This window comes from Methylobacterium sp. C33D, assembly GCF_053345825.1.
This window is the reverse complement of record NZ_JBKFAV010000010.1, coordinates 36,406-62,472: the sequence shown is the minus strand read 5'-3', so window position 1 is coordinate 62,472 and position 26,067 is coordinate 36,406. Positions and strand designations below refer to the sequence as shown.

At 66.8% G+C, this 26,067-nt stretch carries 17 protein-coding genes; 9 read left to right on the top strand and 8 right to left on the bottom strand.

The features are described 5' to 3' along the window. Position 1: 1 nt before the first annotated feature. The 3 genes from ACLBXO_RS09875 to ACLBXO_RS09865 all read right to left on the bottom strand — a co-directional run bounded on the left by ACLBXO_RS09875 (position 2) and on the right by ACLBXO_RS09865 (position 4,344). Positions 2 to 2,008, bottom strand: coding sequence for a glycosyltransferase (locus tag ACLBXO_RS09875; RefSeq protein ID WP_447685268.1), 2,007 nt, complete (start codon positions 2,006 to 2,008; stop codon positions 2 to 4). A gap of 270 nt (positions 2,009 to 2,278) precedes the next feature. Beyond that, entirely contained in the window at positions 2,279 to 3,583 is a 1,305-nt protein-coding gene (locus tag ACLBXO_RS09870) for a glycosyltransferase (protein ID WP_331313181.1), read from the bottom strand. After that, entirely contained in the window at positions 3,580 to 4,344 is a 765-nt protein-coding gene (locus ACLBXO_RS09865) for an HAD family hydrolase (protein WP_447685267.1), read from the bottom strand. The genes ACLBXO_RS09870 and ACLBXO_RS09865 overlap by 4 nt, the downstream gene beginning before the upstream one ends. Positions 4,345 to 5,052: 708 nt before the next feature. Here ACLBXO_RS09865 and ACLBXO_RS09860 point away from each other — a divergent pair. The 6 genes from ACLBXO_RS09860 to ACLBXO_RS09835 all read left to right on the top strand — a co-directional run bounded on the left by ACLBXO_RS09860 (position 5,053) and on the right by ACLBXO_RS09835 (position 14,168). Further along, on the top strand, positions 5,053 to 6,075 hold the full coding sequence (locus ACLBXO_RS09860) for a glycosyltransferase family 2 protein (protein ID WP_447685266.1): 1,023 nt from the start codon (positions 5,053 to 5,055) through the stop codon (positions 6,073 to 6,075). 183 nt (positions 6,076 to 6,258) lie between these two features. Continuing rightward, complete coding sequence (locus ACLBXO_RS09855; RefSeq protein ID WP_447685265.1) at positions 6,259 to 7,320, top strand: glycosyltransferase family 4 protein; 1,062 nt, start codon at positions 6,259 to 6,261, stop codon at positions 7,318 to 7,320. A 249-nt stretch (positions 7,321 to 7,569) separates the two neighbouring features. After that, complete coding sequence (locus ACLBXO_RS09850) at positions 7,570 to 8,985, top strand: lipopolysaccharide biosynthesis protein (protein WP_447685264.1); 1,416 nt, start codon at positions 7,570 to 7,572, stop codon at positions 8,983 to 8,985. Between the two features lie 253 nt (positions 8,986 to 9,238). Then, positions 9,239 to 10,621 (top strand): polysaccharide biosynthesis/export family protein, encoded by a 1,383-nt coding sequence (locus tag ACLBXO_RS09845; protein WP_447685263.1) that lies wholly within the window; start codon positions 9,239 to 9,241, stop codon positions 10,619 to 10,621. Positions 10,622 to 10,765: 144 nt separating this feature from the next. Beyond that, entirely contained in the window at positions 10,766 to 12,241 is a 1,476-nt protein-coding gene (locus ACLBXO_RS09840; RefSeq protein WP_331313187.1) for a hypothetical protein, read from the top strand. 583 nt (positions 12,242 to 12,824) lie between these two features. Then, on the top strand, positions 12,825 to 14,168 hold the full coding sequence (locus tag ACLBXO_RS09835; RefSeq protein WP_447685262.1) for an FAD-dependent oxidoreductase: 1,344 nt from the start codon (positions 12,825 to 12,827) through the stop codon (positions 14,166 to 14,168). Between the two features lie 122 nt (positions 14,169 to 14,290). Here the strand turns inward: ACLBXO_RS09835 and ACLBXO_RS09830 are convergent, their stop codons facing one another. Continuing rightward, a complete protein-coding gene (locus ACLBXO_RS09830; protein WP_331313189.1) occupies positions 14,291 to 15,436 on the bottom strand; it encodes a glycosyltransferase in 1,146 nt (381 codons plus the stop codon). Positions 15,437 to 16,626: 1,190 nt separating this feature from the next. Between ACLBXO_RS09830 and ACLBXO_RS09825 the strand changes: the two genes are divergently transcribed. The 3 genes from ACLBXO_RS09825 to ACLBXO_RS09815 all read left to right on the top strand — a co-directional run bounded on the left by ACLBXO_RS09825 (position 16,627) and on the right by ACLBXO_RS09815 (position 19,960). Further along, on the top strand, positions 16,627 to 17,385 hold the full coding sequence (locus ACLBXO_RS09825; RefSeq protein ID WP_331313190.1) for a sugar transferase: 759 nt from the start codon (positions 16,627 to 16,629) through the stop codon (positions 17,383 to 17,385). A 318-nt stretch (positions 17,386 to 17,703) separates the two neighbouring features. Further along, positions 17,704 to 17,928, top strand: coding sequence for a hypothetical protein (locus tag ACLBXO_RS09820; protein ID WP_447685261.1), 225 nt, complete (start codon positions 17,704 to 17,706; stop codon positions 17,926 to 17,928). Positions 17,929 to 19,447: 1,519 nt separating this feature from the next. After that, positions 19,448 to 19,960: a hypothetical protein gene (locus tag ACLBXO_RS09815; protein WP_331313192.1), complete on the top strand. Its 513-nt coding sequence runs from the start codon at positions 19,448 to 19,450 to the stop codon at positions 19,958 to 19,960. A 263-nt stretch (positions 19,961 to 20,223) separates the two neighbouring features. Here the strand turns inward: ACLBXO_RS09815 and ACLBXO_RS09810 are convergent, their stop codons facing one another. From ACLBXO_RS09810 to atzF, 4 genes are all read right to left on the bottom strand, one after another. Further along, the gene (locus tag ACLBXO_RS09810; RefSeq protein ID WP_331313193.1) at positions 20,224 to 20,724 is read right to left on the bottom strand and encodes a hypothetical protein; all 501 of its coding nucleotides are present in this window, start codon (positions 20,722 to 20,724) and stop codon (positions 20,224 to 20,226) included. An 893-nt stretch (positions 20,725 to 21,617) separates the two neighbouring features. Then, positions 21,618 to 22,709 carry an acyltransferase family protein gene (locus ACLBXO_RS09805; protein WP_447685260.1) on the bottom strand — a complete coding sequence of 364 codons (1,092 nt, stop codon included), beginning with the start codon at positions 22,707 to 22,709 and terminating at the stop codon, positions 21,618 to 21,620. Positions 22,710 to 23,039: 330 nt separating this feature from the next. Next, complete coding sequence (locus ACLBXO_RS09800; protein ID WP_331313195.1) at positions 23,040 to 24,047, bottom strand: dienelactone hydrolase family protein; 1,008 nt, start codon at positions 24,045 to 24,047, stop codon at positions 23,040 to 23,042. Between the two features lie 115 nt (positions 24,048 to 24,162). Continuing rightward, on the bottom strand, positions 24,163 to 25,968 hold the full coding sequence (gene atzF, locus ACLBXO_RS09795) for an allophanate hydrolase (RefSeq protein ID WP_447685259.1): 1,806 nt from the start codon (positions 25,966 to 25,968) through the stop codon (positions 24,163 to 24,165). Positions 25,969 to 26,067 lie beyond the last annotated feature (99 nt).

Here is a 26,067-nt window from a genome sequence, read left to right as displayed (position 1 = left end):
CTCACGCTTTCCGCCGGATCTGCAGGGCCCGCTCGGGTTCCAGCCGTCCCAGGAGCACGTCCGCGGCGCCGCGCAGATTGCCGCGCAGCCGGCCGCGCCGGTCGATGAACGGCTCGGGAGCCGGGAAGCGCGTCACGTTGCTGAGAACGTTGCGGGAGATCTGACCGAAGACTTGGGATAAGGTCATCGTGCCTTTTTGCAGCATGTACAAGGGGTTGACGATCTGGGAATAGCCGAGTCGATCGCCCGAGATACGGCCGCCCTTCACGCCCATATGGACGCCGCGGGCCTCCATGCATTTGACAAGCCGGCCGCCCTTGGCCGCCAGGGCCGCGCCGAAATCGCGGTCCTCGAGCCAGCCGTACAGGACGAGCCGCTCGTCGAATCGCAGCGCGCCGACGGCCGAGCGACGGAACGCCATGTTGCAGCCGTACGGGCTGAAGGCCTCGATCGGCGCCGCCGGCTCGACCGGACCCAGTGCGGCGAGCATCCGGTCGACCTCGGTGAAACTCAGCCCAGGCCCCTTGATGCCGTCCGCGATGACGTCGCCCGTCAGGCCGACGATGTCCGGCTCGTCGTGAAAGCGCTGCGCGGCCGCGGCGAGCCAGCCGGATTCCGGGACGAAGTCATCGTCGAAGAAGACTACGATATCGATCGCCTCGGGCAGCGCCGCGAGGGCGGCGTTCCTCTGGGTGGCGAGGCCGGGACGCCCCGTGACCACCGTCACGCCGGGCCACGCCGCCGCCTCGCCGGCGTCGTCCGGGGTGACGCACGAGATCAGGATGGCGGCGGGCTTCAGCGTCTGCCGATCCAGGATCCGCCTGAGAGTGCCGGTCACGACTTCGGGGCGGCCCAGCGTCGCGATGGCGACCGCGATGCTGGGCGGGGACGGCGCCGCCGCGGATCGCGCGACCGGCCGCGCCGTCGGCGCGCGCATGAGATCGAGGTAGCCCTGCGCCGAGGTCTCCCACGAGAAGAGCGCCGCTTGATCGCGACCGCGGCCGATCAGGTCCGATCGGAGGTCCGGGCTCGCGGCCAGGGCGCGGATCTGGGCGATCCAACGGTCCGGCCGGTCCGGCGGTGCGAGCAGGGCCGCCGACCCGCAGATCTCCGGCAGACTCGCGCGGTCGGTCGAAACGACGGGGCAGCCGCGCGCCATCGCTTCCAGGGCCGGTAGCCCGAACCCCTCCGTGAGAGAGGGGAAGGCCAGGCACAGGGCGCGCTCCATCAGGTAGGCGAGGTCGTGGTCGGTCACGAAGCCGAGGTGGCGGACGTTCTCGCCGCGCTGCAGATCCTCGGCGGCGTAGATGGTGGCCTGGCCGCCCGCCACCACGAGGTCGAGCCCGAGTTCGCCCAAGCTGGGCGCCAGTCTGAGCAGCAGATCGAGGTTCTTGTGGCGGGCGCGGGACCCGAGGGCCAGCACGAAGGGCCGTTCCAGGCCGTCGGCGTCCCGGTCCAGGCCCGCCGGTGCCCGGACGGCCTGTCGCGGGTCCCAGGCGTGCACGTGCTCGTGCCCGTTCGGGAGGACGACGATGTCGGAGGCCCTCACGGAGAGATGGTCCGCGATCTGACCGGCGGAGAATGTCGAGACGGTGGCGATCCGCGCGGCACGGCGGGCCAGGAGCGGCTGGAGTGTCCTGTAGAAGGCCCGGAAGGACGCGCTGTAGCTCTCCGGTGCGTTGAACACGTTCGCGTCGTGGATGCAGACGACCTGATCCGCCTTCAGCGCGGGGGCGGTGTTGCAGAGGTTGAGCAGTCGACCGGGCCACGCGCGCGGCAGCACGAGTTGCTCCCAGACATGTCCGCCCGCGGGGCCGGCAGTGCGGAGCGGCGTGCCCGCGAGCAGGGGATCATCCGCGCCGGGCACGGACAGCAAGGGGGCGCTCTCGCCCTGGGCAGCCAGGGCCGCGCTCATCGCCCGGGTGACGTTCATCGCGTAGCGCTGAACACCGGTCATCGGCTGGGTGAGGAACCGACCGTTGATTCCGAACGATCCGACTGCCGTCATGCCGTCGCTCTACTCCCGTCGCAGCCCAGGTTCGCCGATCGAATGCGAGAACAAGAGTGTTCCACCTCTCGCGAGAGCGGCGCGGTCGGGCCCGCGATACCAGGGGGTGGGATCACGCACATCCCCGTTCGCACGCAGAAGTCCCGTATGTAATATATGCAAAAAATCACGGCGCTAATTATTTTATAGCCAGCGCTTAGACTTTCTACAAGAAAATCCGAGTGCAGAAACGGTGGCCCAAGCGCTGCATTCGACGACACGCCGGAGACCTCAGTTCGCACCCGAAGCCTGCCGGCGCCACAGAAGCGGCTCCGCGCGCGCCTCGCGCGCCGATTCGGGGCCGCGCTGGAGACGAGTCGTGGCTTCCCTGTGGAGGGCGCGTCCGGCGTAGACGGCCTCGATCACGGGAAGCAGCAGGCGGCCGGCCCGGGGAAAGCAGCGGAGAAGCGCGCCTTCGCGCCAGAGACTGTCGCGGATCTGCTGCACCGGCCGGGTCGGCCCGGGCGCGGCGTACTGCGCGCTCAACTCCACGCGGCCGAAATCCCGGGATCTGCCGCCGAGGCTCAAGGTCGCGACGGCCCGGTCATCCGGCCAGATGACCGCCCTCTTCAGGGCAGTCCACGCCCGCGCGGCATCGTCCGGGATCACCGGCACGCTCTCGGGGCCGAGGCCGTCGATGTGGGCCAGGACGCCGGCGAAGAGGTCCGGCCGCGTCGACGCGATCCGCGCCTCCCAGCCGTCTTCCTGGAGATTGGCCCGCGGCGGCGATCCCGAGGCGGCCTGGGCGAAGGTGCGGACGCTCGGCAGATCCGGTTCCAGGCAGTCCTCGATCAGGTGCCAGAAGCGCAGCACCGACGTGCGGGCGTCCCAGGGCTTGTACCAGTCGCTCTCGACACTCAGGCCGAGGGTCCGGCGGAAATGCGGTGTGGCGAGGCGCTTGTAGTTGCAGCGGGCGAACTGGAGCCCGGACCATGTCCGCTCCGGCAACCCCTCCTGGAGCATGCGGACCGTGCTGCCGTAGAGCCCGGTATCGATCAGCACGCAGTGGCGCGCCGGACCCGCGCAGGCATCGAGATGCGCGCGGAACCGGGTATCCTGCCGGGCGACCGCGGCACGAAGTCGGGCCACGCCGGGCTCCTTGCCGGCCAGCAGCGCGGTGAATGTCGCCTCCTCGAAGGGGGCATCCCAGGACGCCGGCAGTCCCAGATCGTCGCGTTGCGCCAGCGCCGCCGCGATCTCCGCCATCGACCGGCCGCTGAACTCCCGGCCGAGCTCGGAGAGAACGCCGGGGCTCGGCGGATCGAACGCCGTGCGGGCGGCCACGAGGCGCGAGACCATCAGGGCCGCGTGCGGGACGTTCTCTGGCAGGCCGGTTTGCCGGAGGAATCGCTCGTAGACGAGTTGCAGGCGCAGGCCGCCCCGCGCGCAGAACAGGAGCACGGTCCTGTCCGGCGCGAGGAAGCGTTCCACGAGCCAGAGGTTCAGGCAGAACTCGGCGAGGATCGGGCCCAGGACGCGCTGCCCGAACGCGACCGCGTCGTCGCCCGCGGCGCGTGCGGCGTCGGTGGCGCTCACGGCCCGGCCCTCCTGGCCCCGCCCCGTGCGGCGCGGATCCAGTGTCGATGCATCACGCGGGCGCGGACGGCATCCAGGCGGCGACGCAGCACCACGTGGCGTGGGCGGAGCAACTGTGCCGTGCGCAGGCCCGCGGCGGCGGCCATGGTCACGTCCGCCAGCGTGTCATCGCCGAGGTGGAGGATCTCGGCAGGGGCGACCTTCTCGCTCCGGAGAACGACATCGAAGAGGGCCCGTGTCCGCTTGGTCGCGTCGTGATCGGCGCTGGTGTAGATATGGGCGACGGGATGACCGGGGGCCAGCGTGTCCAGCAGATGCGCGATCGTCTCGCCGCGGTGGTAGGTATCGCTCACCGCGATGATCCTGCCCCCGGCCTGCGCCCGCCGCTTCAGCCACGTCATCAGCCGGGTGTTCGCGCGCAACTGGGCGAGCTCGACCGTGATCTCGGCCCGGTGCAGGAGCTCCGCGGCGCGATCCTCGAGGCTGAGGACCCGCGTCATGGCCGCGAGCATGTCGGCGAAGCGCACGTCGCCCGAAGGATTGGCCAAGTCGAGCGCGCGGTAAGCCGCCCGCTGGACTTGCAGGCGCGCGGCGTAGATCGCGCCCGGGCGGCGCGCCGTGCCGTGCTCCGCCGCGAGCAGCTGCGACGCGACCGTCGCGATATCGTGGAAGCGGCAGCGCTCCGACCGGTGATCGCGATAGAGCAGCGTGTCGAAGACGTCGCAGGATACGATTCGGGTCGCCGTCTCGGGTAGGTGCATGATGGCTAGATCTCTCCCGATCGGTGGCGATCGAACCTGATATCAGGCCGCGGGGCCGCGTCCGGCATGTCCCTTCCGCGATGACGGTGCCGTGTCGGCGCGACGCCGCACGCGATGTCCGTGCCCTGCCCAGTATAACAATAATCTGTCCCGTCGGACATGAATGAAGACGTGCTGCCGCAGCCATAAGCATTGACGAGGCGGCAACGCACCCCCGGAAAGGCGGGTTGACCGGCCCGCCCGAGGAGCCCGTCCTCCGGAGGCAAGGGCCCTTACGAAGCCTGCAAGCGTCCAGCAAGACCGCCGTTTGGTGGAGGCGCGGGGATCAAAGGTGCACCCGCTTCCTCGGAGGTGGGTGGGCGGCCCGCCGTCGCCGGCCGCGACGGATCGACCGACATGCTTGACGTCCCTGGATGACACCGCGATCTCTCCGCCGGTCGGGCTCCGCAGAACTCCGTCGGCGCTGGTCTCGGCCGATAGGGATGGTCGTCGGCCAATCTGCGATCACGGAGAATTGATTTCAATCCCTGTTTCAATGTCAAACGGTCGGGTATTCAGTAAAAAATGCGGCTATTGGGTGGGTTTTCGCCGATATTTTGAGGCATTGATTGTGGATTTCAATGGGTTGCCGTGCTAGCCACCTCGCGACGGGCGCTCGATGCGGTGAGATACGGGAGCGCGGAGCGGCGAGCGAGAAAGACATCTGTCGTGATCACGGATCCTAAACTCGCGGTCATCATTACGTGCTTCAACTACGCAAATTTCATTGGTCGAGCGATCAAGAGTGTCGTCGATCAGTGCAACGACTCTTGTGAGATCGTTGTGATCGACGATGGGTCGACGGACGACTCGTGGTCAATCATCGAGCGGTCTGGCATCACCGCGTTTCGGATCCCGAACGGTGGCCAGAGGGCGGCCTGCCTCTACGGATTGGCCAAGACACGGGCCCCGTTCCTGCTGTTTCTCGATGCGGATGACGAGCTCCTGCCGGGCGCTCTAGACCGCATTCTGTCGGAGCTGGACCCGAGCGTCGCCAAACTTCAGTTTTGCCTGCGGTGCGTCGATTCGACGGGGGCGGTCCTGGCAGACCCTTACCCCGCGCTCGAGGCGTTCCGCGGGCAGGACCGAACTGTCAACGACATCCTGCGGTCCGGAGTCTACCAGACCCCGCCCACGTCCGGGAACGTGTTCCGTCGCGACGTCTGCGGCCTGCTCGATCAATGTGACTACGACCAGGCTGTCGACGGTGTAATCCTGCTGGCCGCTCCGTTCATGGGTGAGATCGTCAGCCTTTCCGACAGTCTCGGGCTCTACCGTGTCCATGGCCGGAATGATTCGGGCTTGGGGCGTGTCCCGCAGGCGGCAACCTTCGAGCGGGACCTCCGGCGCTTCCAGTCGCGTTTGACACACCTGCGAAATCTGCTCCGGAATTGGCGCCCGGGAGTCTCGCTCATCGAGCCAGAGAGGACCTACTATTTTCAGTTCCTCGAGTTCTGCATGGCGATCCTCCGGGGCGTCCGGGTCGGTGGCAGACCGTTCCTGAGTCTGCTCGGATCTGTCATGACCGAGCCGCGTTCGCTGAAATGGAAGGTGGCGAATGCGCTCTTCATCGTCGCGACCTTCGTCGCGCCCGTTCGGTGGGCGCAGGCGCTGCTCGCGTTTCGGTTCTCGATCAAGCGCCGGCCGGTCCGACAGATCCTGCGCGCCAGGATCGGTGCGGGGCATTGTTGAAAATCAGTACTTCGTCAGATTTTTCTCTTGCGTCGAGCCGCATCTTTAATCTTAGATGCCTGCTAAATATATAGCGGCTCTCCTGTCCGGCCAGGGTCGTATCGCCCGCCCTCATCAGCGCCGCGGCTTGCGCGGGCTCCAGCGCAGGCCGAGGCTCGGATCCGACACGAGCGCTCGTCCGTCATGCGTATTCTCCACCTGCTGAATCACACGCGCCGGCTGAACGGCCATGTTCACGCGGCCGTCGATCTCGCGTGTCAGCAGGCGCAGGCCGGGCATCAGGTCGCCATTGCCAGCCAGGGCGGGGATTTCGATGCTCTGCTCCGGTCCAACGGCATCGAGTCGATCTTCGCGAGTCACGCGCGCGCGCCGGCCCAGATCCTGAGGTCGCTCGTCGGATGTGGCGGCGTGCTTCGGCGTTGGCGTCCCGATGTCGTCCACGCCCACATGATGACGAGCGCCGTCCTGGCTTGGCCGACCTGCAAGCTGTTGCGCATTCCCCTCGTGACGACCGTCCACAATGAGTTCGAGAAGGGCGCCGTCCTCATGGGCCTGGGAAACAGGGTCATCGCCGTGAGCGGCGCGGTCGCCGCCTCGATGCGGAAGCGCGGGATCGCGAATTCCCGCATCGACGTCGTGCTCAACGGGACGATCGGCTCAGCCCGCATGCGCGGCCGCTCCGAGGAGCCGCAGGTCCTGGATCATCCCGCCATCGTCTTCGTCGGAGGCCTGCATCCCCGGAAGGGCTTGCCCGATCTGCTTCAGGCCTTCGATACGGCGTTCCCCCACAATCGCGCCATGCGGCTCTACGTCGTCGGCGGCGGTCCTCATCAGGACGCCTACGTACAGGCCGCGCGCGCGCTGGCCAGCGCGGACGCCATCACCTTCGCCGGTCCGCGGGACGATCCCTACCGCTGGATGCTGGGCGCCGACATCTTCGTGCTGCCGTCCCACGCCGATCCGGCTCCGCTCGTTCTCTCCGAGGCCCGGGAGGCGGGTTGCGCCATCGTCGGCACCGACGTCGACGGGATCCCCGAGATGCTCGATGGGGGAAGGGCCGGCGTGCTGGTCCCGTCCGGGGATCCGGACAGGCTCGCGCGAGCGCTGATCGCGCTCGCGACCGACCCCGCGGAGCTGAGCGCGTGGAGAGCGAAGAGCCAGATCAACCTGGATCACCTGCGGATCGCGCGGGTGGCTGAGGAAACCTTGGCCGTCTACCGGCGCGCGGCCGGCCTCGCAGGATGATGCGCCTTCCGGTGCGCAGAGGCTGGACGCCGCCGCGCGGCCGCACCGCATCGCGACCGCGGTTCGCTCGCAAGCTGACCGAATTGGCTAGATTGATGCCGCCGCCGGATGCTGCTCCAGGACTCCCTTGCGGTGCGGGTCAGGATCGGAATCGCCATGTTGCCCAGATCCGGATCCTTGTCGTGAGCCCGGGGCGCGGCGTCGCTGCGGGCCGGTGCGGCGCCGGCCATCGCTCCGTGGGACACGTTCATGCTCGCCACTAAGACACTGCGCGGCGCCGGATGGAGTGTCGCTGCACGGATCTCCGCGCGCGCGATCGATCTCGGCACGCTGCTCGTCCTCGCGCGGGTCCTGTCACCCGCCGATTTCGGCCTGACGGCCATCGCCGCGTCCCTGGTCTCGATCGTCGAGATGATCCTCGAGATCCCGCTCGTTCAGGCCCTGTTGCGTCTACAGAAGATCGAGAAATCGCATCTGGACACGGCATTCACGTTGGGGCTTCTCCGGGGCGGGGTGATCGCCGTCCTGATGATGGCTGCCGCGTGGCCCGTCGCCCACATCTACGACGATGCCCGACTGATCCCCATCACGCTCGCGCTCGCGTCGGCCCCGATCGCGCGAAGCCTCTACAGCCCGGCCATGGTGCATCTGTTCCGCAAGATCGACTTCCGTGCGTCGTTCCTGGCGGATTTCTCGGGCAAGGCGATCGCCGCCCTGATCTCCATCGGATCGCTCTATATGGGGGCCGGCTACTGGGCCCTGGTAATCAACCCGGCTGCGTCCGCGATCCTGCCGACTATCGTGTCCTACGTGCTGGCGCCCTACCGCCCGGGGCTCTCCCTGGAGAGACTGAGCGCCTTCTCGGCGTTCACGGGCTGGTTCACGTCCTCTCAGATCCTCGCCGCCTTCAGCTGGCAGTACGATCGCATGTTCCTCGGCTACCATGTCGACAAGGCCGTACTCGGCCGCTACGGGGTTGCGAGCGACTTCTCCGTCCTCCCGACCCAGAGCGTCATTGGCCCCGCCATGCGGCCCGTCATGGCCGCCTTCGCGACCATCGCCGACGACCGCCTCCGCCTGCAATCTGCCTTCCTGAAGGCGGCCCGGCTGACTATGATCATCGCGCTCCCGGCCGGAGTGGGGATCGCACTGACCGCCGACCAGATCGTGAGCGTCGTCCTCGGTTCACAATGGAGTTCCGCGGCCCCCTATCTGCGCTGGCTGTCGCTGGCGATCATGTTCACGGCCTATTATCAACCCGTCTCATCTCTCTGCCTGGCGATGGACGAGCCGAACGTGATGCTCAAGATCACGCTCTTCGAGTCGATGGCGAAGGTCTTGAGCATGACACTGGGATTTTATCTCGGCGGCGTGATGATGATGATCTACGCGCGCCTCGCCACGGCCGTGTTCCATTTCTTGATCAGCGCGATCTATGCGCGGCGTCTGGTCGGCGCGGGGGTGGGGAGGCAGATCCGCAATCTCTGGCAGGTCGGCCTCTCGTGCGCGGTGATGACGGCGGCCGTTCTCGCGCTGCAGGCCGTCTTGAGCCGCGTCGATATCGGGTTGGTCGGGCTTCTGACCGCCATGATCTTCAGCGGCGTGGCGGCCTACGGCGTGAGCATGCTTCTGCTCGGCTTTCGTCTGCGGACCCTGCGTCCTTGAGGCGGATCTCGGGAGCCGCAGGCGTCACACGATGAACGCATCAGCGTCATCGGTCTGGTACAGGAGGCCGTATGCCCTGAACTTCCGGCGGAACGCACGCCAGTGGTGGGGCAAGGCTCCGGCCGCGAGGCAGACCTGGGATCTATAAATCTTGGCTGATCTGACTGAATCCGCTACGATTTAATGCGTCTCGCGGAACTCTGTGCTACAGACACCGTAGGGCGATCGCGGCGCGCGGATCTGTACTCAAGATTTGGCCCTGGTCGAGGAGAATTTGATGCGTCTGCGTCTAGCTGCGGCGGGTTGCATTTTGCTGTTCGGCAGCCCGCTCGCAAATGCGGCCGCCGACGAAGCCGGTCGATACGTGCTCGGCCCCCAGGATCATCTGACGATCCGCGTCTATGATTTGCGTCGCAACACCGGCGAAGCGTACTCGTGGACCGCACTGAATGGTCAGTTCGTCGTCGCGGCGGATGGAACAGTGTCCATGCCCCTGATCGGCCAGATCAGGGCCGCGGGCGGCACGCCGGTCGATCTTGCGAACGCTATCGGGGTCGCACTGAAGCAGGTTGCCGACCTCGCGGAGAAGCCCGCGGCCTCCGTCGAGGTCGCGACCTACCGGCCATTTTACATCATCGGCGCGGTCCAGCAGCCCGGCAAGTACGAGTATCAACCTGGCTTGACCGTACTGCAGGCCGTGAGCACGGCTCAGGGTCTGATGCGCGGCACCGACCCGCGCAGCATCCAGCGCGACGCGGTCACTTCGCGCGGCGAGTTGCGAGCCTTGGCCGCAGAGCGTGTCGGTTTGGCCGCCAAGCTGGCCCGCCTCGAAGCCGAGATCGGGGGCACCGAGACGATCGCGTTCGGGGGCGATCTGAAAGGTACGGCGGACAGGACCTATGCGGAACAGGCCGTCCGTGGCGAACAACTCCTGTTCGACACGCGGCGGAACGCGCTGAAAGCCGAGATCAAGACGATTGAACAGTCGATAACCAGCTTCCAGAATGAGATGAGTACGCTCGATAACAAGTCCAAAACGCTGGACCGCCAGATCGAGCTCAGCCGCGGTGAACTCGGCCTCATCAACGATCTGGTTTCGAAGGGCCTCACGATCGCGCCGCGCAAGCTCGCTGCCGAGCAGAGCCAGGCCTCGTTCGAGAGCAGCCGGCTCGACGTGCAGGTTGCCATGCTGCGCGCGCAGCAAAGCCTCACGCGCGCCGAGCGCGACATCATCGATCTCAAGGCCCGTTTTCGCCGCGAAGCTCTGTCGGAGGCCGCGGATGTCCGTCAGAAGCTCGCCTCGATCGACGAGAAGACGCGCACGGCCGAACGGCTCTCGGCCGATGCCGAGTCCCAGATGGTCGGCAACACCGATGACGCGTCCGAAACCTTGAGTCCGCGCTACGAGATCACCCGGAAGCAGGGGGTGAAGGCCGGTACATGGCTCGCCTCGGAGGAGGCTGCCGTCGAGCCCGGCGACGTCGTGCGCGTGACGCTCGTGCGTCAGCCGGCCGACAGGTCCGGGGAGACGCGGCAATCCCCGACGTCGCGGCCCGGGTTGGCGGACGCTCCGGTGAGCCGCGGTCCGGCCGCATCGGATGCGCCGCACCGGCCGACCGACAGCGCCAAGCGCTGAGATGACCCGTGCGGGCGCATCGCATCGATCCTGGCGGCGGTCAGGCACGCGATCACCCGACTTGGTCGCGGCTCGTCGGCCTGGCGATGCATCACCCGAGCGCCACGGCCGATCCGCCGCCGATCATGCCCGGACCAGCCTGACATGAGCTTCGAGCCAATAGGTGCCATCACGGTCGTCGCGGGCCTGTTCTGTCTGCTGTTCGGCCGGGAATCGGTCGTGATCGCTTTCGTGGTCTTCTGCAATCTCGGATCCGCCGCGGCACTTCTGCTGGGCGGCGCTAACGTGCAGCCGGCGCACCTGTTCCTCGTCTTCCTGATGATCGCGACGCTGTTCCACCGCAAGATCTCGACGCTGGTCCTGAGTTCGCTCCGGTTGCCGGAGGCGGGCTTCTGGCTCCTCTGCCTCACGCTCTACGGAGTGGCGAGCAGCTACATCCTGCCACGGCTCTTCGCGGGTCAGACATACATCGTGCCGCTGGGAACCTCGTCGCATCTGATCACCAGCGACGGCGTCGTTCCCCTGGGGCCGGTCTCGAGCAATTTCACGCAGCCGATCTATCTCATCGGTGATCTCGTCTGTTTCAGCGTCATCACCGCTTTCGGCTCCACGAAGAACGGGATCGAGACGCTCGCGAAGGCGCTCATCCTCTACGCGGCCGCCAATATCTGCTTCGGCATCGTCGACGTGCTGACCGCGGCCACGGGCACTCAGGAGGTCCTGCAATTCATTCGGAATGCTCAGTACACGTTCCACGATGAGGAGAGCGTCGGCAGCATGCGGCGGATCATCGGGGCTTGGCCGGAGGCCTCCGCCTTCGCGGGCATGACGCTGGGAGGTTGCGGGTTCACCGGAATGCTCTGGCTGTGCGGCCGCAAGCCCTCGGTGACGGGACCTCTGGCGTTGATCTCGCTGCTGTTCGTGATCCTGTCGACATCCTCGACCGGCCTGGTCGGCGCCGCTGTGCTGATCGCGATCCTCTATACGATCGCACTGATGCGGTGCAGCACGCGTCGGCAGGACCGTTTCAGTGCCGGACTGGTGGTGGCCGGTCCACTGGTCCTCTGCGTCCTCGTGCTCCTGGCCCTGTCCATCGGCGGTGTCGCCGAGCGCGTCTACGATTACGTCGATACGCTTGTCCTGAGCAAAGCCGAGACAAGTTCGGGCGTTCAGCGCTCGGCCTGGAACGCCTATGCGTGGCGGAACTTCGTCGACTCGAACGGCCTGGGCGTCGGCCTCGGGACCAATCGCACATCGAGCTTTCCTCTCGCGGTGCTGTCGAATGTCGGGATCCCGGGAGCCGTCTTCTACGCGCTGTTCCTGGCGTCGGTGTTCGGATTTCGGCGCGGCGCGCCGCGCACCTACGCGAGCGATATCCGCGCTGCCGGCCGCGTCGCCTGCCTCTGCCTGCTTTCCGGCAGCATCATCGCGGGTCCTACGGTCGATCAGGGCTTGATGTTCTACATCTTTGCCGCCACCGCGTGCGCCTATCCCGCGCGTCATCCGGTCGGGTATATCGGTGTTTCGGTGGCTCCGATCGAACCGGCCGCAGCCGCGACGCGGTCGCGGCTCCCTGAACCCGCTCGCCAGCAGCCTCGGCCTGCATCACTCGTCACGTGAGCGCTCCTGGGGCCGATCCGCAGGAACGACGGGACGGTGAACGGACACAGGCGCGCGGTGGGTTCATCCGTACATGATGCGCAACACGCGGCAATGCCGTCACGCCCAGCAGAAAACTTCTGTCCGCGCAGTCGCGCCGCGACGGCCGTGCTGCACCATGGCATTGGCTCGTAGTCCTACAGGGACGACACAGGATGACGATCGGACTGGAGCAGCGCCCTATAAGTGTTAAGATTATTTCGCGCGCGTTTCGGTATCAATGATGGTTTTTCGCTAAAATATTCGACGCTTGCTGTCTCCCGATATCGCGAAGCGAACAGCGCCGGTCGGATGAATTTAGTTACCTGCAATATCCGTATTTCGACCGCGGGCAATGCCCCGGTCCGCGCGCGATGGCCTGTTTACAAACCCGCAATCTTTGGCAATAGTGATGATTAGATCCTGCCCGGAGTCGATGGCAGCAATGCAGAAATCTCGATGTGATTCGAGCTGTCGACGATGATCACCATTTTCCGGCCGGCGGACCACCATGCTCCGGTATAGTCGTTCATCATCTGACGTCGCCGCCGGCGCGATGCGAGTCATGGCCGAATCTTCAGACTTCGACAGTCGCGGACAGTCGGAGGACGAGTGTTTCGATGCTATTATATTAGGAGCCGGTATAACCGGTCTCGTCTCGGCTTCGATACTTCACGATCTCGGCTGCCGTAGGGTCGCCGTCATCGACGAATTTCAAAATCTCGGCGGCAATCATATAGACCGATCGATCAACGAATATACTTTCGACATCGGAAGTCTCGTATTTCAGGACGATTCTCCTCTGCTGAAATACTTCCCAGAGCTACTTGAGCATTACGTCCCGATCAAGCCGACCTGGGGGAAGCTGACGCCTCAGGCTTTCGTGACCTCCTACCCGCTCTCGATCCGTGACGACATCGTCCGGGCCGGTCCGTGGGGAATCGTGAGGATCGTGCTGTCGGCCGCTCTGTCGCGCCTGGCGCGGCGCAAGATCGGGAATGCGCGGGAGTTCGCGCGCTACTGGATCGGCGATTATCTGCTCCGACGGTCCGGCCTCGAGAGCTACATGAAGCGGTTCTTCGGCGTGCCGGCCGACTGGGTTGATCTGGAATTCGCCGAGAAGCGGATGCTCTGGATCAAGGAGCACGCATCGCCCCGCGTCCTGTTGCGCTATGTCCGCCGGCATCGCGCGCCGGGTCCGACCAACCGGCAGCTGGCGCGGCCGCGCGAGGGCTTCAATGCCCTCTACGAGGTGGCCGCGCGGACCCTTCGACAGCGCGGCTCGGACTTTCATCTCGGTCAGCGGATCGTATCGATCACGCGGCGCGGGACGCAATTCGATGTCCGCACGGAGAGCGGACGATTCACCGCCAATCGCCTCATCTCGACGATCCCGATTCCTCGGGCGCTGTCCCTCTGCGGCATTCAGGAGGATCCCGGTCTCGAGTCGGTGACGCTCATCAGCTTGTATTTCAGCTTCAGCGGGACTCGCGGCTTCGACTGTTCGATCCTCTACAACTTCGCCCATGACGGTGCGTGGAAACGGCTCACCATGTACTCCGATTTCTACGGTCGGGTGGAGGGGCGCGAGTATTTCGGAGTCGAGGTCATTGCCGGACATGCGGGCGACTCCGTGACGATCGCCGAGCAGGACTTTCGCGCCCATGTCGCCAAGAACGGGCTCTTCACCGGCGACCTGGTTTGCGAGGGCAGCCAGATGGTGCCCTGTGCCTATCCCATCTACACGGGACAGGCGCATCAGCGGGTGGCGCACGCGCGCGCGCAACTCAGTGATCTCGGAATCGAGTCGTTCGGACGACAGGGTGGCTTCGACTACCAGCCGACCGCCCGGGTCTCGACCCTGAACGCCGCGGCCCACCTGATGCCGACCGGGACATCGGACGCCTAGTCGAACCGATCCGATTGGGGCGCCGCGTCGCGCTTTGAGATCCGGCGCCGCCCGCTCGTCGATGGTCCCTTCGGCGGCTCCGCACAGCCCCAGAACCGCCGCCCGTTAGTTTCGCGAGCGTCTCACTGAACCAGATAGGCGCGGTTCGGCTCGCGCGGGGAGCGAGGCGTCGTCCGGCGCTCGCGAGCCAGGATTCCGTCGACGAAACGGCTGATCTCGTCCGCGAAGCGATCGACGCCGAAATCGGCGGCGCGGCGAACGAGGCGCTCGGGCTCCATCCCGATCGCCCGGCAGCGCTGAACGGCATCGATCAGCGCGTCGACGGATTGCTCGTGGAAGAAGGTCCCCGTCACCCCGTCGATCACCGTCTCGGTGACACCGCCCTTGCCGAACGCGACGACCGGCCGCCCGCTCGCCATGGCCTCGACTGGAACGATGCCGAAATCTTCCTCTCCGGGGAATATCAGGGCTTGGCACCGTGCGTAGTGGTGCTTCAAGACCTCGAAGGGCTGCGGACCGAGGATCTTGATGTGGGGGCCGGCCATGCTGCGCAACTCGCGCAGCATCTCGCCGCCTCCGATCACGACGAGCGGCTGCTCCAACCGGTTGAAGGCCTGGACCGCCAGTTCTGGCCGCTTGTAGCGGACCATTTCGCCGACCATCAGATGGTAGTCGCCACGCTCGCCACTCGGGGCGATCTCGAAAGCCGCCGTATCCACGGGCGGGTGGATGACCTTGGCTTGGCGGCGATAGTAGGTCTCGATCCGCCGTGCGACCGTGTCCGAGTTGGCGATGAACTCGTGGACCCGGCCCGCCGAGACCGCGTCCCAGTTGCGCACGTAGTGGGCGACTGGCGGCATCAGCAGGCGCGTGAGCAGCCCCGTCCGCTCGCGATAATCGTGGTACATATTCCAGACATACCGCATCGGCGAGTGGCAGTAACAGATGTGGAGGGCGTCGGAAGGCGGGATGATCCCCTTCGCCGGCCCCGATTCGCTGCTGATGATCAGATCGTATCCCCGCAGATCGAGCTGCTCGAGCGCCATCGGCATCAGGGGCAGATAGGATTTGTAACGGCTCGTCGCGAACGGCAACCTGCCGATGAACGAGGTTCTGACCCGGTGCGCCCTGATGGTCGGCGACATGGAGCCGGGCGCGTAGGCGTGCGTGAAGATGTCGGCTTCCGGATAGAGATCGCAGAGGGCTTCGACGACCTTCTCGCCGCCTCGCATCCCGATGAGCCAGTAATGGACGATCGCGACTCTCATCGATCAGACCCTGCGTCCCCGGTCACTGCGCAGATCGGCCTGGGCCACCCGGCAGGGGTTTGGCTGGTCGCTGTCAGGCGGCTGCTCCATAGGCAAGGGACCATGATTGCGATGTTCTCGGCTCGATCGGAAACGGGCGTCATCGGCTGAAACAGGGAGAGCCGAGCCTGGGGCGCTGCCGGGGTCGACGAATTTCGAAGGTCTCAACGGGTCTCACGATATCCCCTGAGGCTCGGCGTTGCAGGCGGGGCGAGCCGGCTTGCCCGATACGATCGGGATCCGCATCAGGCTTTGCCCTCGCCGCGGCCGGCCGAGCAGGCGGAGATCGCTCTGCGCGCCGCTCCGATCGGCATCATGTTCCCTCTCGACGCCTGCATCATAAGCCGCCCCAACCCGTACTGACTTCGGCATTGTGGCCGCTCCTGCACGTTGGATGCCGCTTAGCCATCCGCAGGATACTGACTTCGGCCATCCGGGTCACGCCGATGGACCCGCCGCCATAGTGATTAGTCCTACGGCGTCGGAACACGGCCGCACCTGCGCGTTCTGCTGCGGCGCGGGAGGCCGATGCCGCCGATGCGGCACGCCCCGCATCCCGTCGGCAGCGTCTGACGCACTGTAACGGCGGTCTACCCGTCGAGTCCGCACCCCGCTGTGTCATGGTCGTGTCCGGCGCGGAATTGATTTCGCGGAGTCATTCCGCGGCGATCCCGGCGATCGCCGCGGCGGCGGTGGCCCGGATGCCTGCGCCGGGCACCCCGGATATTGCACAGCGTTCCCTAACGAGGTCGTCCCGATCCGGATGGACGGCCCGCCCGCGCGGAAAAGCACAGAGGCGGGAGTCGCTCAGCTCTCGACCATCAACCGGTGGAATGCGCGGCCTTCCTCGGCCGCGACGCACGCAGTGCACAATGATCCGCGAGCATCCGGCCAGGGTGGATGTCTCTCGACATTGCGGGGATCGGGGAATCGAACCGGATTCGTGGCCATGTCGTGAACCAGAGGCGCCGCGCCACTGTACTTCAACCTGCAAGATCCAGATCTATTCTTACAATTTCCATGGAAAAATATACTGACATATAGGCTGTGGCTCAGCTTGAAACAGGCCAGATGATTTGATATCGGAGTGTTAACAATTGATTAACCGTTGCTGCCCCGGCGGCCGCCTGCCGTCACGAGGAGCCCGAACCATGCTGCGCGACGTCGGTCCACCGCTTCAGCCCGCCTTGCGTGCACCGCAGTACGGGGTCGAGCTGGCGGACCAAGTCGGTGAGGCCGCAGAGGCTGTCGCAGAGGCCGTGCTGCCGACGGCGCCGTTCGTGGCGCGCGGTCTGCGACTGGGCTGGGCCGCCAAGCGCGGCCTCGACGTCACGGTGGCGGCCACGGCCTTGCTGCTGCTCCTGCCGCTGCTGCTGCTGATCGCCGCGCTGGTCTATGCCGGCGATCGCAGGGCGCCGATCTTCCGCCACATGCGCGTCGGACGGGACGGGCGCCGCTTCGGCTGCCTGAAGTTCCGCTCCATGGTGACCAATGGCGACGCCGTCCTGGCGGCGCATCTGGCCGCCAATCCTCAGGCCCGGGCCGAGTGGGCGGCCACACACAAGCTCAGCGACGACCCGCGCGTCACCGCCATCGGCTACGTGCTGCGTAAGACGTCGCTGGACGAGCTGCCGCAGCTCTGGAACGTGCTGCGCGGTGAGATGAGCCTCGTCGGTCCGCGCCCGATCGTGCCGGCCGAAGTCGCCCGCTACGGGCGGGCATTCCCCACCTGTTTCGCCGTGCCACCGGGTGTGACCGGGCTTTGGCAGGTCTCGGGCCGCTCGGACACGACCTATGCCGAGCGCGTCGCGCTGGATTTGGACTATGCCACCCGGTGGACCCTGCATCGGGATCTCGCCATCATGCTGCGCACCGTTCCCGCGGTCCTGGCGCAGCGCGGAAGCCGATGAGGGACGGGCGGGGCGGCCCGCGGTCCCGTTCCTCGTCGGATCGCTGCTGGACCTGGAGCGATCGGAGCGCGGATCGCTCTCCCGCCGCTGACCGTGGCCCGGTTCGACGGCGCAGCCCGAGCCAGGCCGCGCGAGCGGGATCGGTGGGACGACCGTCGAAGGGGTGTGCCGCGCATCCCGGTCCGACGCCGGCGACATCGCGATCGACAGCGGGCGCGGGGCTTGAAATTCGGGTTTCGGCCACGGCAGGACCGATCCCGGTCGACCCCTTGCTACTCCACGAATGAGCGCCGGATCGGGCTGTTGAGGGTTCCAGCGATGGCCGAACATGACCCGTGCCGGCACGAGGATCCGATCTGGTATGACCGGATCGAGCCGGATGAGCCGCCCGGCTGGATCCTCGATCTTCTCGCACGCGCGTATGTGTTGATCGGCGCAGGCCTCGGCATGGCAGGGGCGCTGTACTGGCTTCCCACTCGGCTGTGGTGCCAGTGCTCGCACTTGATCCTGCGCTGTCGATCCGCCGCGGCGAAGCGCTCCTGACACGCGCACCATCTCCCCAGCCGAACGCCTGTCCGGTTCGAGCAGCGCATCCTGAGGCACGACCATCCGATGGGCCCGTGAGGCGGGAGCCACCCTTCAGGCTCCCGATCGCCGCAGTGATAGATCGGTCCTGCGTCGACCGCTGCCGCGGGTGAGGCAGACCTCAACCGCGGGCGTGATCGCAGCCGGTCCTATCGAGAGCGCCGACGGGTTCGATCGCTCGGAAGCCTGTCCTGTGCCAACGGCCCTGCCGATTACCGGTCGTCACTATGAGCACTGGATCTCGCGGCTCGATGCAGGCGGAGACCTGCCTTCGATTCGTGACGTCGAGCGGAACTTCCACCTGGGCGCCCGTTCAAGATCGGGCTCCGGGAGGTCCAGGCGCCTCGCGGGTGCACGATCTCCGACGTGCCTCAGCTGGCGTTCGGACCCCGTGGCGCAGTTCAAGCGATATTGACAATATTCGCTTCTCGATGTAATTTCTTTATTTGCATCCAGATCTGGCGAAGCGCGACGTATCCTCAATTGGATCCACTGTAATTTGCCGATGCGGAACGGTGTGTGCTTGGATGAGATTTTGGGAGACAGGAGCTTCCGTCCGGCGCTGGCATCTTGGCCGGCCTCTGCGCCCGCGCAGAATGACGGCCAACGAGCGCTCCCTCTCAATCGGTGCCTGCCAAACGTGTGGGGCAAAAGTGGAGAGTTCGAAGATCTACTGCGTTCCCTGTGCCACAAACTATGCCGATTGCGACGTCGCGTATTTTGATCGTTCGTTATTGGTGTTGATCTGGTTTTCTGCCGCCGCGATGCTCGCCGGTGCGGCTTACTATATATTGAAATATCTCAATGTTGTGTCTTAGCGATGCTCTGATTTTCGACCCTGCGCTGCCTTTGCCGCGTCATCGGCTGGGTTGAGTCTGAGGGCGTGTGAAGCGCATGCCGATCGGCGCCGGAGCGCCGCCCGTGGCTTGCTCGAGGCGCCGAGCGTCGTCGATCTCACGTGCGACCGGCCGGCATTGTTGTTGAGACGACTCCCGTCGGAGCGGACCGCCTCCATCCCGTTCGAGCGCGCACGGATCGCGGCGCCGCTACCGGAGGCAATATGGGGCGAGCATCGTCGCGTTGACTTCCGCGCTCGCCGACAGCCCAGGCAAGTGCGCGCGTCGACGGACCCGGCGGGCAGGGTTCGACCATCGATCTGGGAGGTGGCGAATCCCGGTATCGGAACGCGACCCGAACGATGCTCCGGCTGATCGACGCGCGTAAGCATCCACCGCGTCTGCGAGATCTTGGCTCCGCGACCATGCGCGGGTCAGCGCTCGGATTCCGGAGCTGCGATCCGGTGAGTTCGATATTCCGGTGGATGAGAGGTCGAGGTACCTCTATCGAGTGATGGTCACCGGTCATCGCTAGGTAGGATGGCCGTGGGACCCGCTGTTCAGAGAGTGACCGCGGCTCGCGATATACGCGATACAATTGCGTAGGGTCTGAAAAGGCCACGGGTTGGGGTGAGGGCAGGATGCTCGGCTCGGTTTCGACTGCGGCGCTCTCCGGAGTGTTGACGCTTGTCTTCAGCATGTCCGCCTCGGCGGCCTCCGATATCACGGTCGCTGCCATCACCACCGGCCGGCTCTATGTCGTCGGTACGACCGACCGGCCCAACACGGTGGTCGTCTTGGACAACCGGTTCCGAACCGAGTCCGACGGGAGCAGGAAGTTCCAGTACGAGTTGGTGTACCACCCCGCCAGTTGTGTGGTGTCCGCCGCGATCGACGGGACGATGCACGAGGCGGTCGTCAGCAATTGTGGGCAGCAGGTGATGCCCGGAACGTGGCTGGATCCGAAACCCGCGATGACGAGACCGGCTCTTCTGGAGCGGGTGCTCTCACCGAAGGCCGAACTGCCGTCTGCCGTGTTCTGCCCCTCGGTTCAGACAGAGCGGTCGCAAGATCCCGCTCGCATTGAACTCGCTGACCGCACGCCACCGGTGTTCACCGTCGTGACGGGAATGAATTTCTCGCCGCGCTTCTGAGGTCTCGCCGCGCGTCGAAAAGTGCCGGAGCGGGCTGGTGCGGCATCCACGGCGCGGGCGCGATCGCCGGCATCTTCCGCGGAAAGAATTCGTGGGCAGGCCTCGGGATAGCGTCGGCGACGGGGATCCACGGCGAAAGGGATCGCCGCTTCACCGGCCTGAGGCGTCGCCGGCAGGACGGCCGGGGCGGTGAAGCGTCCCCGTGCTTCCCGCTCGGTCCAGAGACGTCGCCGGTTGCCCGGGGGCTGCGTCCCGGAGGGATGCTAGCAGCCTGAGCAGACGCTCTTCGCAGCGTCGCGGCCGCCCTTCAGGAGCGCTGCCATCGCCGCTTCGCGATTGTATTCCGACATAATCCTCTTCGTGGCGAGCTCTCTATCGAAGCCGGGGATGTTGTCTTTCCGTGTGGCTGAGGTCTCTCCGACGTCGACACCGTTCGCCATCCGGGACAGGCCGGGATAGATCGCTGGTTTCGACAGGTTCTCCGGGTGGAGACTCTTCCAGGTCATGCGGTTGCGAACCGAGGCGTCGAGTGCCGCCAGAGGGTTCACGCCGCGCTGGCCGGTCTCTGCATCCTTGAGCTTCAGCGTGCCGGGGATGACGACGGGCAGGGGACCGATATCGGCTTCAGCACGCGGTGCGGCGGCGTCCACGAGCGCCCCCGTCGATGGGGCTGCGGCCGGCATCGCTGTGGGAGGCGGCAAGGCGCTGTAGGCGGTCGGCATCAGCGGCGCATGCGAGCACGCGCTCGATGTCAGAACCACCATGAGCGTTCCGATCCGTCTGAAAGCCATGGCCGCCCTCGCGCTGCGCCGGGCCATTCTAGCCAAGCTCGGACCCGACATACCAGTGTTGGGCTACCCGAGTCCAACCCTTATAAACTGCTCATAGCAGTCTCCGAAGCCCGCGTTAGCCGAAAGTAGTATGGGGTCCGGAGCGCCGTTCTTCGCGGAAGCAGATTTGCCGAGTGCTGGCCGCCGATATCGAATTCCAAGACTGGTTCCCGATTTGGGCCTTGGCTGCTGCGTTGCTGTAGGACAATCCTAAAAATCGGGATGTGGCCGAACTTTTGAAGGTGCCGAACGGATTCGAGTTCTCCTTCTGCTCGAAGCAGAAAGGTTCGGCACATCGCGGCGGACGATTTCATGTTGGGTGAGAACGGGCCCGCGCGCGGCGGGCGGGTCAAAAGCTGCCCCGATGGGCCGGCTCTGTGTCGAAACACATGCGTGTACTGGCCTCGCTCGGCACGGGATCAGCACTCGTCCGGGAGGCACAGGTCGTGGAGCTGGGAAGGCGATGTGGTCTGCTGGGATGGATGACGCACTGCACACATGCGGAGGGCGCCGGCACGGTCGACGTGCTTGGCGTCGGGTGCTCGTCTACCTCTCGAGGTTTCGACCGGGTCCGAGTTGTCTCACTCGGATGACCCGAGGGCTCCACGCGCGATCACGCTCGGTGTTGATCCCTGCCATCGCGCCATCGAGCGGCTCGGCTCAGCCAGCGCTCAGGGGCGCCACGACGGAGCCCCCGGAAAGAGTTCGGCTCAGCTTCGCGATGGGGATTGTCCCGCGCGCGGCGCCGCTTTCCGGTGCAACAACGCCCCACTCGGATCCGCGCATCGTGCCTGACGCGTGACCGGGGACATCGGCACGGCCGTCTCCTAGCGGAGCCTTGGGAGCAGAACATCCGGGTCGGCATATCCGGCGTTCGGCTGGCGCGCCTCATTCCGATGGACGAAGCGCCGCTCGATACAGTGCCAACTCGCGATCCCGAAGCAGAAAGCGATCGGAATGGTCATGATGATCAATAAAAGCGGCGTGATCCCGGGCATTTTCTGAATGAGGAGATTCTGTGTGGGCCACGCGTAGAGATACAGGCCGTAGCTCGGGTCCGTGCGGTCGACCCACTGGCTCAGATGATTGGCCGGCGTTGCCAGCGCATACCAGAAGATCAGGTATCCGCCGAAGATCGCGAAGGCCGGCTCCGCGAGACGGGGGACAAACAGGAGCCCCGTGCACGCGATCAGCGCCAGAAGAGCTCCGCGGTGCGTCAGACGAATGACGTCCCGCCAGATGTAGAACGCAGATCCCACGAGGAAGATGAAGGTCAGTCGGATCGTTGCGCTCGAACTGCCGAAGATGGGACTTCCGTGCGGTATATCCGGCATCGCGTGACGAAGGCCGTAGAGGACGCCGATCCCGACGATGATCCAGAGGCAGTAACGCCGTCCGGCAAACGTCGAGAGCGCGCCGATCCCGATCACGAACAAGTAGCAGCGGAACTCGTACGAGATCGTCCACATCGACCCGTTGAGGTCTGGATGGGGCAGGCCGGCAAACGCTCCGGGGACGACGGGCAAGCCGAGAATGAAGAGCTTCGTGACACTCTTGACGACCGGAATGTCGCTCAGCGTCCCGCCCGCCAAGCTTCCGAAAAGCAGCATCGAGACGATGAACGCGGCTATGAAACCCGGATAGATGCGCGCGACGCGCCGGGATAGATAAGTCTTCAGCGAGCGTGAGGACTGGAGGCTCTTCGTGATCAGGTAGCCGCTGATCAGGAAGAAGCCGTCAACGGCCAAGTCTCCCGAGAAGAAGCTGCCGGTCATCCGGACCAGGAAGTCGCGCCCGCGATCGCCGTCAATGAGTTCCGGTGCGTGTCCGATTATGACCAGCAACGCGAATGCGATCCGGAGGGAGCCGAAATTATTCCCTCGATCACCTCTCTCGACACGCGGGGTAGGGATACTCATGAGAGAGGGAACTCACATTTCGGTCCGCCGATGATCGGTCGTGTCACGTGGCGCACGGGAACATCCGATCGTCTCAGCGAATGCAGTCAGCCGCGACGATCACCGGATTCCGTGCCGCGCAGAGTCACCTTTTTGGGCGGTTCCGCACTTATGGAGTCACAATTTGCATTAGGTTTGGGCTTTGTGGCCATCGCGTGTCGACGGCCCGTCCGCTCTCGATCCGCTGGATCTGGAGCGGGCTGGCTGGCGCCGGATCCGGGCGCGGTCCCGGATCGACCGGGATCGCCGATGTTCAGACAGGGAATGCTGTCCCCGGTCTGCCAGCGTCGGTCACCGGGCCCGGAAGGCCGCCTCGAGGGCGTCCGACACCCCCGCCAGGGCCGCGGCGCGCGCGGCGGCGTCGGAGCCGATATGCGGGTCGCGCTGCACGCACGGGTCCGCGTAGGTGAACGGCGCGGCGTTCGCGCCCTCCACGAGGACGCCGTCCGCCGCCTCGCGGATCGCGCAGGCGCGGACGGTCTGCGCGCCCTTGGCGACCACGGGCTGGCTCGGCCCGGTCGGATTGTCGAAGACGTGCTGCGCCCCGGGATAGACGGTCAGGTCGACATCGGAACCAGCCGCTTTCAGACGCTCCGCGTAGGCGGCGCAGGTCGCGGCGGGATTGTAGTCGTCGCCGCTGCCCCCGAACATCCGGATCGGCCGGTCCACGACGGCGATGTCGTCGCGGAACCGGATCGAGCAGTCCGGATAGACCGGCAGGTAGAGGGCGGGCGTGACGCCGGAGCGGTTCCAGGCCGCGTCGAAGCGCTTGAGGCTCGCGTAGAGCGCGGCCTGACCGCCGCGCGAGAAGCCCATCACGGCGATCCGCGCCGGGTCGACCCGCGGATGCCGGGCCAGCACGCCCAGCGCCCGGTAGATGTCGAGGATCAGGTTCGTGCGCGCCAGGAGACCCTGGTCGGTGTTGACGCTGGTCAGGCCGCGCCCGGTGAAGCCGTCGATGGCGAAGGTCGAGATCCCGCGCGCCGCCAGCGCCCGCTGCCAGAACTCGATGTTGCCGCCCAGGCCCCCGGAGCCGTGCATCAGGATCACGGTCGGCAGGCGCTCCGTCCCCGCCTTGGCGACGCGCAGGAGTCCCGCGACCGTGACGGGCTTCGCTCCCTCGGACGTGCCGGTGAGGAACTGCCGGTCGGTCAGCGTCAGGCTCTCGAAGGGGTGAACCTCCACGCGGGCGGCGTAGCTGCCGAGATCGGCGACGCCGTCCGGCGCGGGCTCGGCAGAGGCCACCCGCGGGATGCCGGCCAGCAGGCAGGCCGCCAGGAACAGGATCGATCGCCGCATCGGAGCCCTCCGCCACCGTCCGGCAGCCTAGCAGCGGCGCGGGCGCCCTGTCGCCGCGGGAGGGACCGGAACCGGTTTCCCATCGGAGGCCGATGTCAGTCCCGGGGACGCTGGGCTACGCGGCCGCGCGATCGGCCAGGTAGGCGCGCCAGCCGCCGAAGCGCGTGATGTCGGCCGCCCCGTCGAGGCCGGCCGGCTCGACGAGGAAGCCCTTGGGCGCCGTGCCGTCGGCGAGCCGCAGCGTGCCGATGCCGAGCGGCGCCGGGATGGCGGCGACGAAGCGTCCGAACGCGGCGGGCGGCAGGGCCCACACCTCGGTCTCGATGGCGGCACCCTCGCCGGCGGCCACCCGGAGCAGGCCCGGGCGCTGCGGCGGGCCGCCCGGCAGGGCGTAGAGGCGGTAATCCCGGGCCGTCGGCACCGCGCGCAGGAAGCGCGCGCCGCACGCGGCCAGCTCGCGGTTCAGGGGCAGTCCCGAGAGATGCGCCCCGACGACCGCCAGCTCGATCGCGTCCGGTCCGGCCGTGGCCGGCCCCGGCTGAACCGTCGGCACCGGCGTCGCGCCCGCGCCGATCCGCGGCGCCGAGGCCGCGTGCAGGCGCGCGCCCAGGGCGGCGAGCAGCCCGTCCGAGCCGCGCGGCGCCAGCAGGGTGATCCCGGCGGGGAAGCCGTCGGCGCGGGGCCGCCCCGGCACCGCCAGGGCGCACCAGTCCAGCAGGTTGACGAAGTTGGTGTAGGTGCCGAGCTCGCTGTTCGGCCCGATCGGGTCGGCCGCCAGGGCCGCGCAGGTCTGCGGGCGCGGGTAGGTCGGCACGGCGAGGACGTCGATCCGGTCCCAGACCGCGTCCGCGGCCCGGCGCAGCGCCGCGAGGCGGTAGAGGCCCGCGAAGGCGTCCGCCGCGCTGTGGCGCTCGGCGGCGGCGATGACCGCCCGCGTCGTCGGGTGCAGGATCCCGGGGCGCGTCTCCATCACCGGGCGGATCGCCGCGTAGCGCTCGGCGACCCACGGGCCGTCGTAGAGCAGGGCCGCGACGGCGAACATCGGCGCGAGATCCACCGGTGCCGCCGCCCCGGCGAGCGCTTCGAGATCGGCGACCGTCGCCGCGAAGGCCGCCTCCGAGAGCCTGTCGCCGCCGAAACGGAGGCTCGCCGCGTCCGGGAGCCCGAGACGCAGGCCCGGCGGGAGGCCGGTGGGCGCCGCGGGCACCGGCAGGGCCCGCGACCAGGGATCGGCCCCGTCCGGACCCAGCATGACCCGGAAGGCCGCGTCGGCGTCCGCGACGGTGCCGGCGAAGACCGAGAGCGTGTCGAGGGTCCGGCAGGCCGGCAGCATCCCGCGGCTGGAGACCGCCCCCAGGGAGGGCTTCAGGCCGACGACGTTGTTGAGCGCGGCCGGCACCCGGCCCGAGCCCGCGGTGTCGGTGCCGAGGGCGAAGGCGACGATCCCGTGGGCCACCGCCACGGCCGAGCCGCTGCTGGACCCGCCGGGCACGTAGGCCGGATCGATCGCGTTGCGCGGGGCCGGGTAGGGGGTGCGCAGGCCGACCAGCCCGGTGGCGAACTGGTCGAGATTGGTCTTGCCGATCAGGATCGCGCCGGCCGCGAGGAGACGCGCCACCGCGGGCGCGGTCTCGGCGGGGGTGTGGGCGAAGTCCGGGCAGGCAGCGGTGGTCGGCAGCCCGGCAACGTCGATGTTGTCCTTCACGGCGAAGGGCACACCCCAGAGCGGCATCGCCGCGGGGTCGAAGGGCGGGAGCGCCGCCGCGGCTTCCTGCGCCTCCGCTTCCGGGACGAGCGCGAGGAAGATGCCGGGATCGCTGACCGCGGCGAGCCGCCGGTAGGCCTCGGCCACGACGGCGCGCGGGTCGAGGCCGTCGGCGTAGGCCGCGTGCAGGAGCGGGATCGTCGGGAAGGGGGGCACGGCGGCTCCTCGTTCTCAGGTCGGCGGAACAGGTTCGCGAGCGCGACGGGATACGGCGGTGGACCGGACGGCTTTTCTCGCTCGGGGCCCGACGCGGCC

What these genes read in the sequence shown, in the direction of transcription:
- ACLBXO_RS09875 (WP_447685268.1), bottom strand. Translation starts at nt 2,008, where the DNA reads ATGACGGCAGTCGGATCGTTCGGAATCAACGGTCGGTTCCTCACCCAG.
- ACLBXO_RS09865 (WP_447685267.1), bottom strand. Translation starts at nt 4,344, where the DNA reads ATGCACCTACCCGAGACGGCGACCCGAATCGTATCCTGCGACGTCTTC.
- ACLBXO_RS09855 (WP_447685265.1), top strand. Translation starts at nt 6,259, where the DNA reads ATGCGTATTCTCCACCTGCTGAATCACACGCGCCGGCTGAACGGCCAT.
- ACLBXO_RS09850 (WP_447685264.1), top strand. Translation starts at nt 7,570, where the DNA reads ATGCTCGCCACTAAGACACTGCGCGGCGCCGGATGGAGTGTCGCTGCA.
- ACLBXO_RS09840 (WP_331313187.1), top strand. Translation starts at nt 10,766, where the DNA reads ATGAGCTTCGAGCCAATAGGTGCCATCACGGTCGTCGCGGGCCTGTTC.
- ACLBXO_RS09835 (WP_447685262.1), top strand. Translation starts at nt 12,825, where the DNA reads ATGGCCGAATCTTCAGACTTCGACAGTCGCGGACAGTCGGAGGACGAG.
- ACLBXO_RS09830 (WP_331313189.1), bottom strand. Translation starts at nt 15,436, where the DNA reads ATGAGAGTCGCGATCGTCCATTACTGGCTCATCGGGATGCGAGGCGGC.
- ACLBXO_RS09825 (WP_331313190.1), top strand. Translation starts at nt 16,627, where the DNA reads ATGCTGCGCGACGTCGGTCCACCGCTTCAGCCCGCCTTGCGTGCACCG.
- ACLBXO_RS09820 (WP_447685261.1), top strand. Translation starts at nt 17,704, where the DNA reads ATGGCCGAACATGACCCGTGCCGGCACGAGGATCCGATCTGGTATGAC.
- ACLBXO_RS09815 (WP_331313192.1), top strand. Translation starts at nt 19,448, where the DNA reads ATGCTCGGCTCGGTTTCGACTGCGGCGCTCTCCGGAGTGTTGACGCTT.
- ACLBXO_RS09810 (WP_331313193.1), bottom strand. Translation starts at nt 20,724, where the DNA reads ATGGTGGTTCTGACATCGAGCGCGTGCTCGCATGCGCCGCTGATGCCG.
- ACLBXO_RS09805 (WP_447685260.1), bottom strand. Translation starts at nt 22,709, where the DNA reads ATGAGTATCCCTACCCCGCGTGTCGAGAGAGGTGATCGAGGGAATAAT.
- ACLBXO_RS09800 (WP_331313195.1), bottom strand. Translation starts at nt 24,047, where the DNA reads ATGCGGCGATCGATCCTGTTCCTGGCGGCCTGCCTGCTGGCCGGCATC.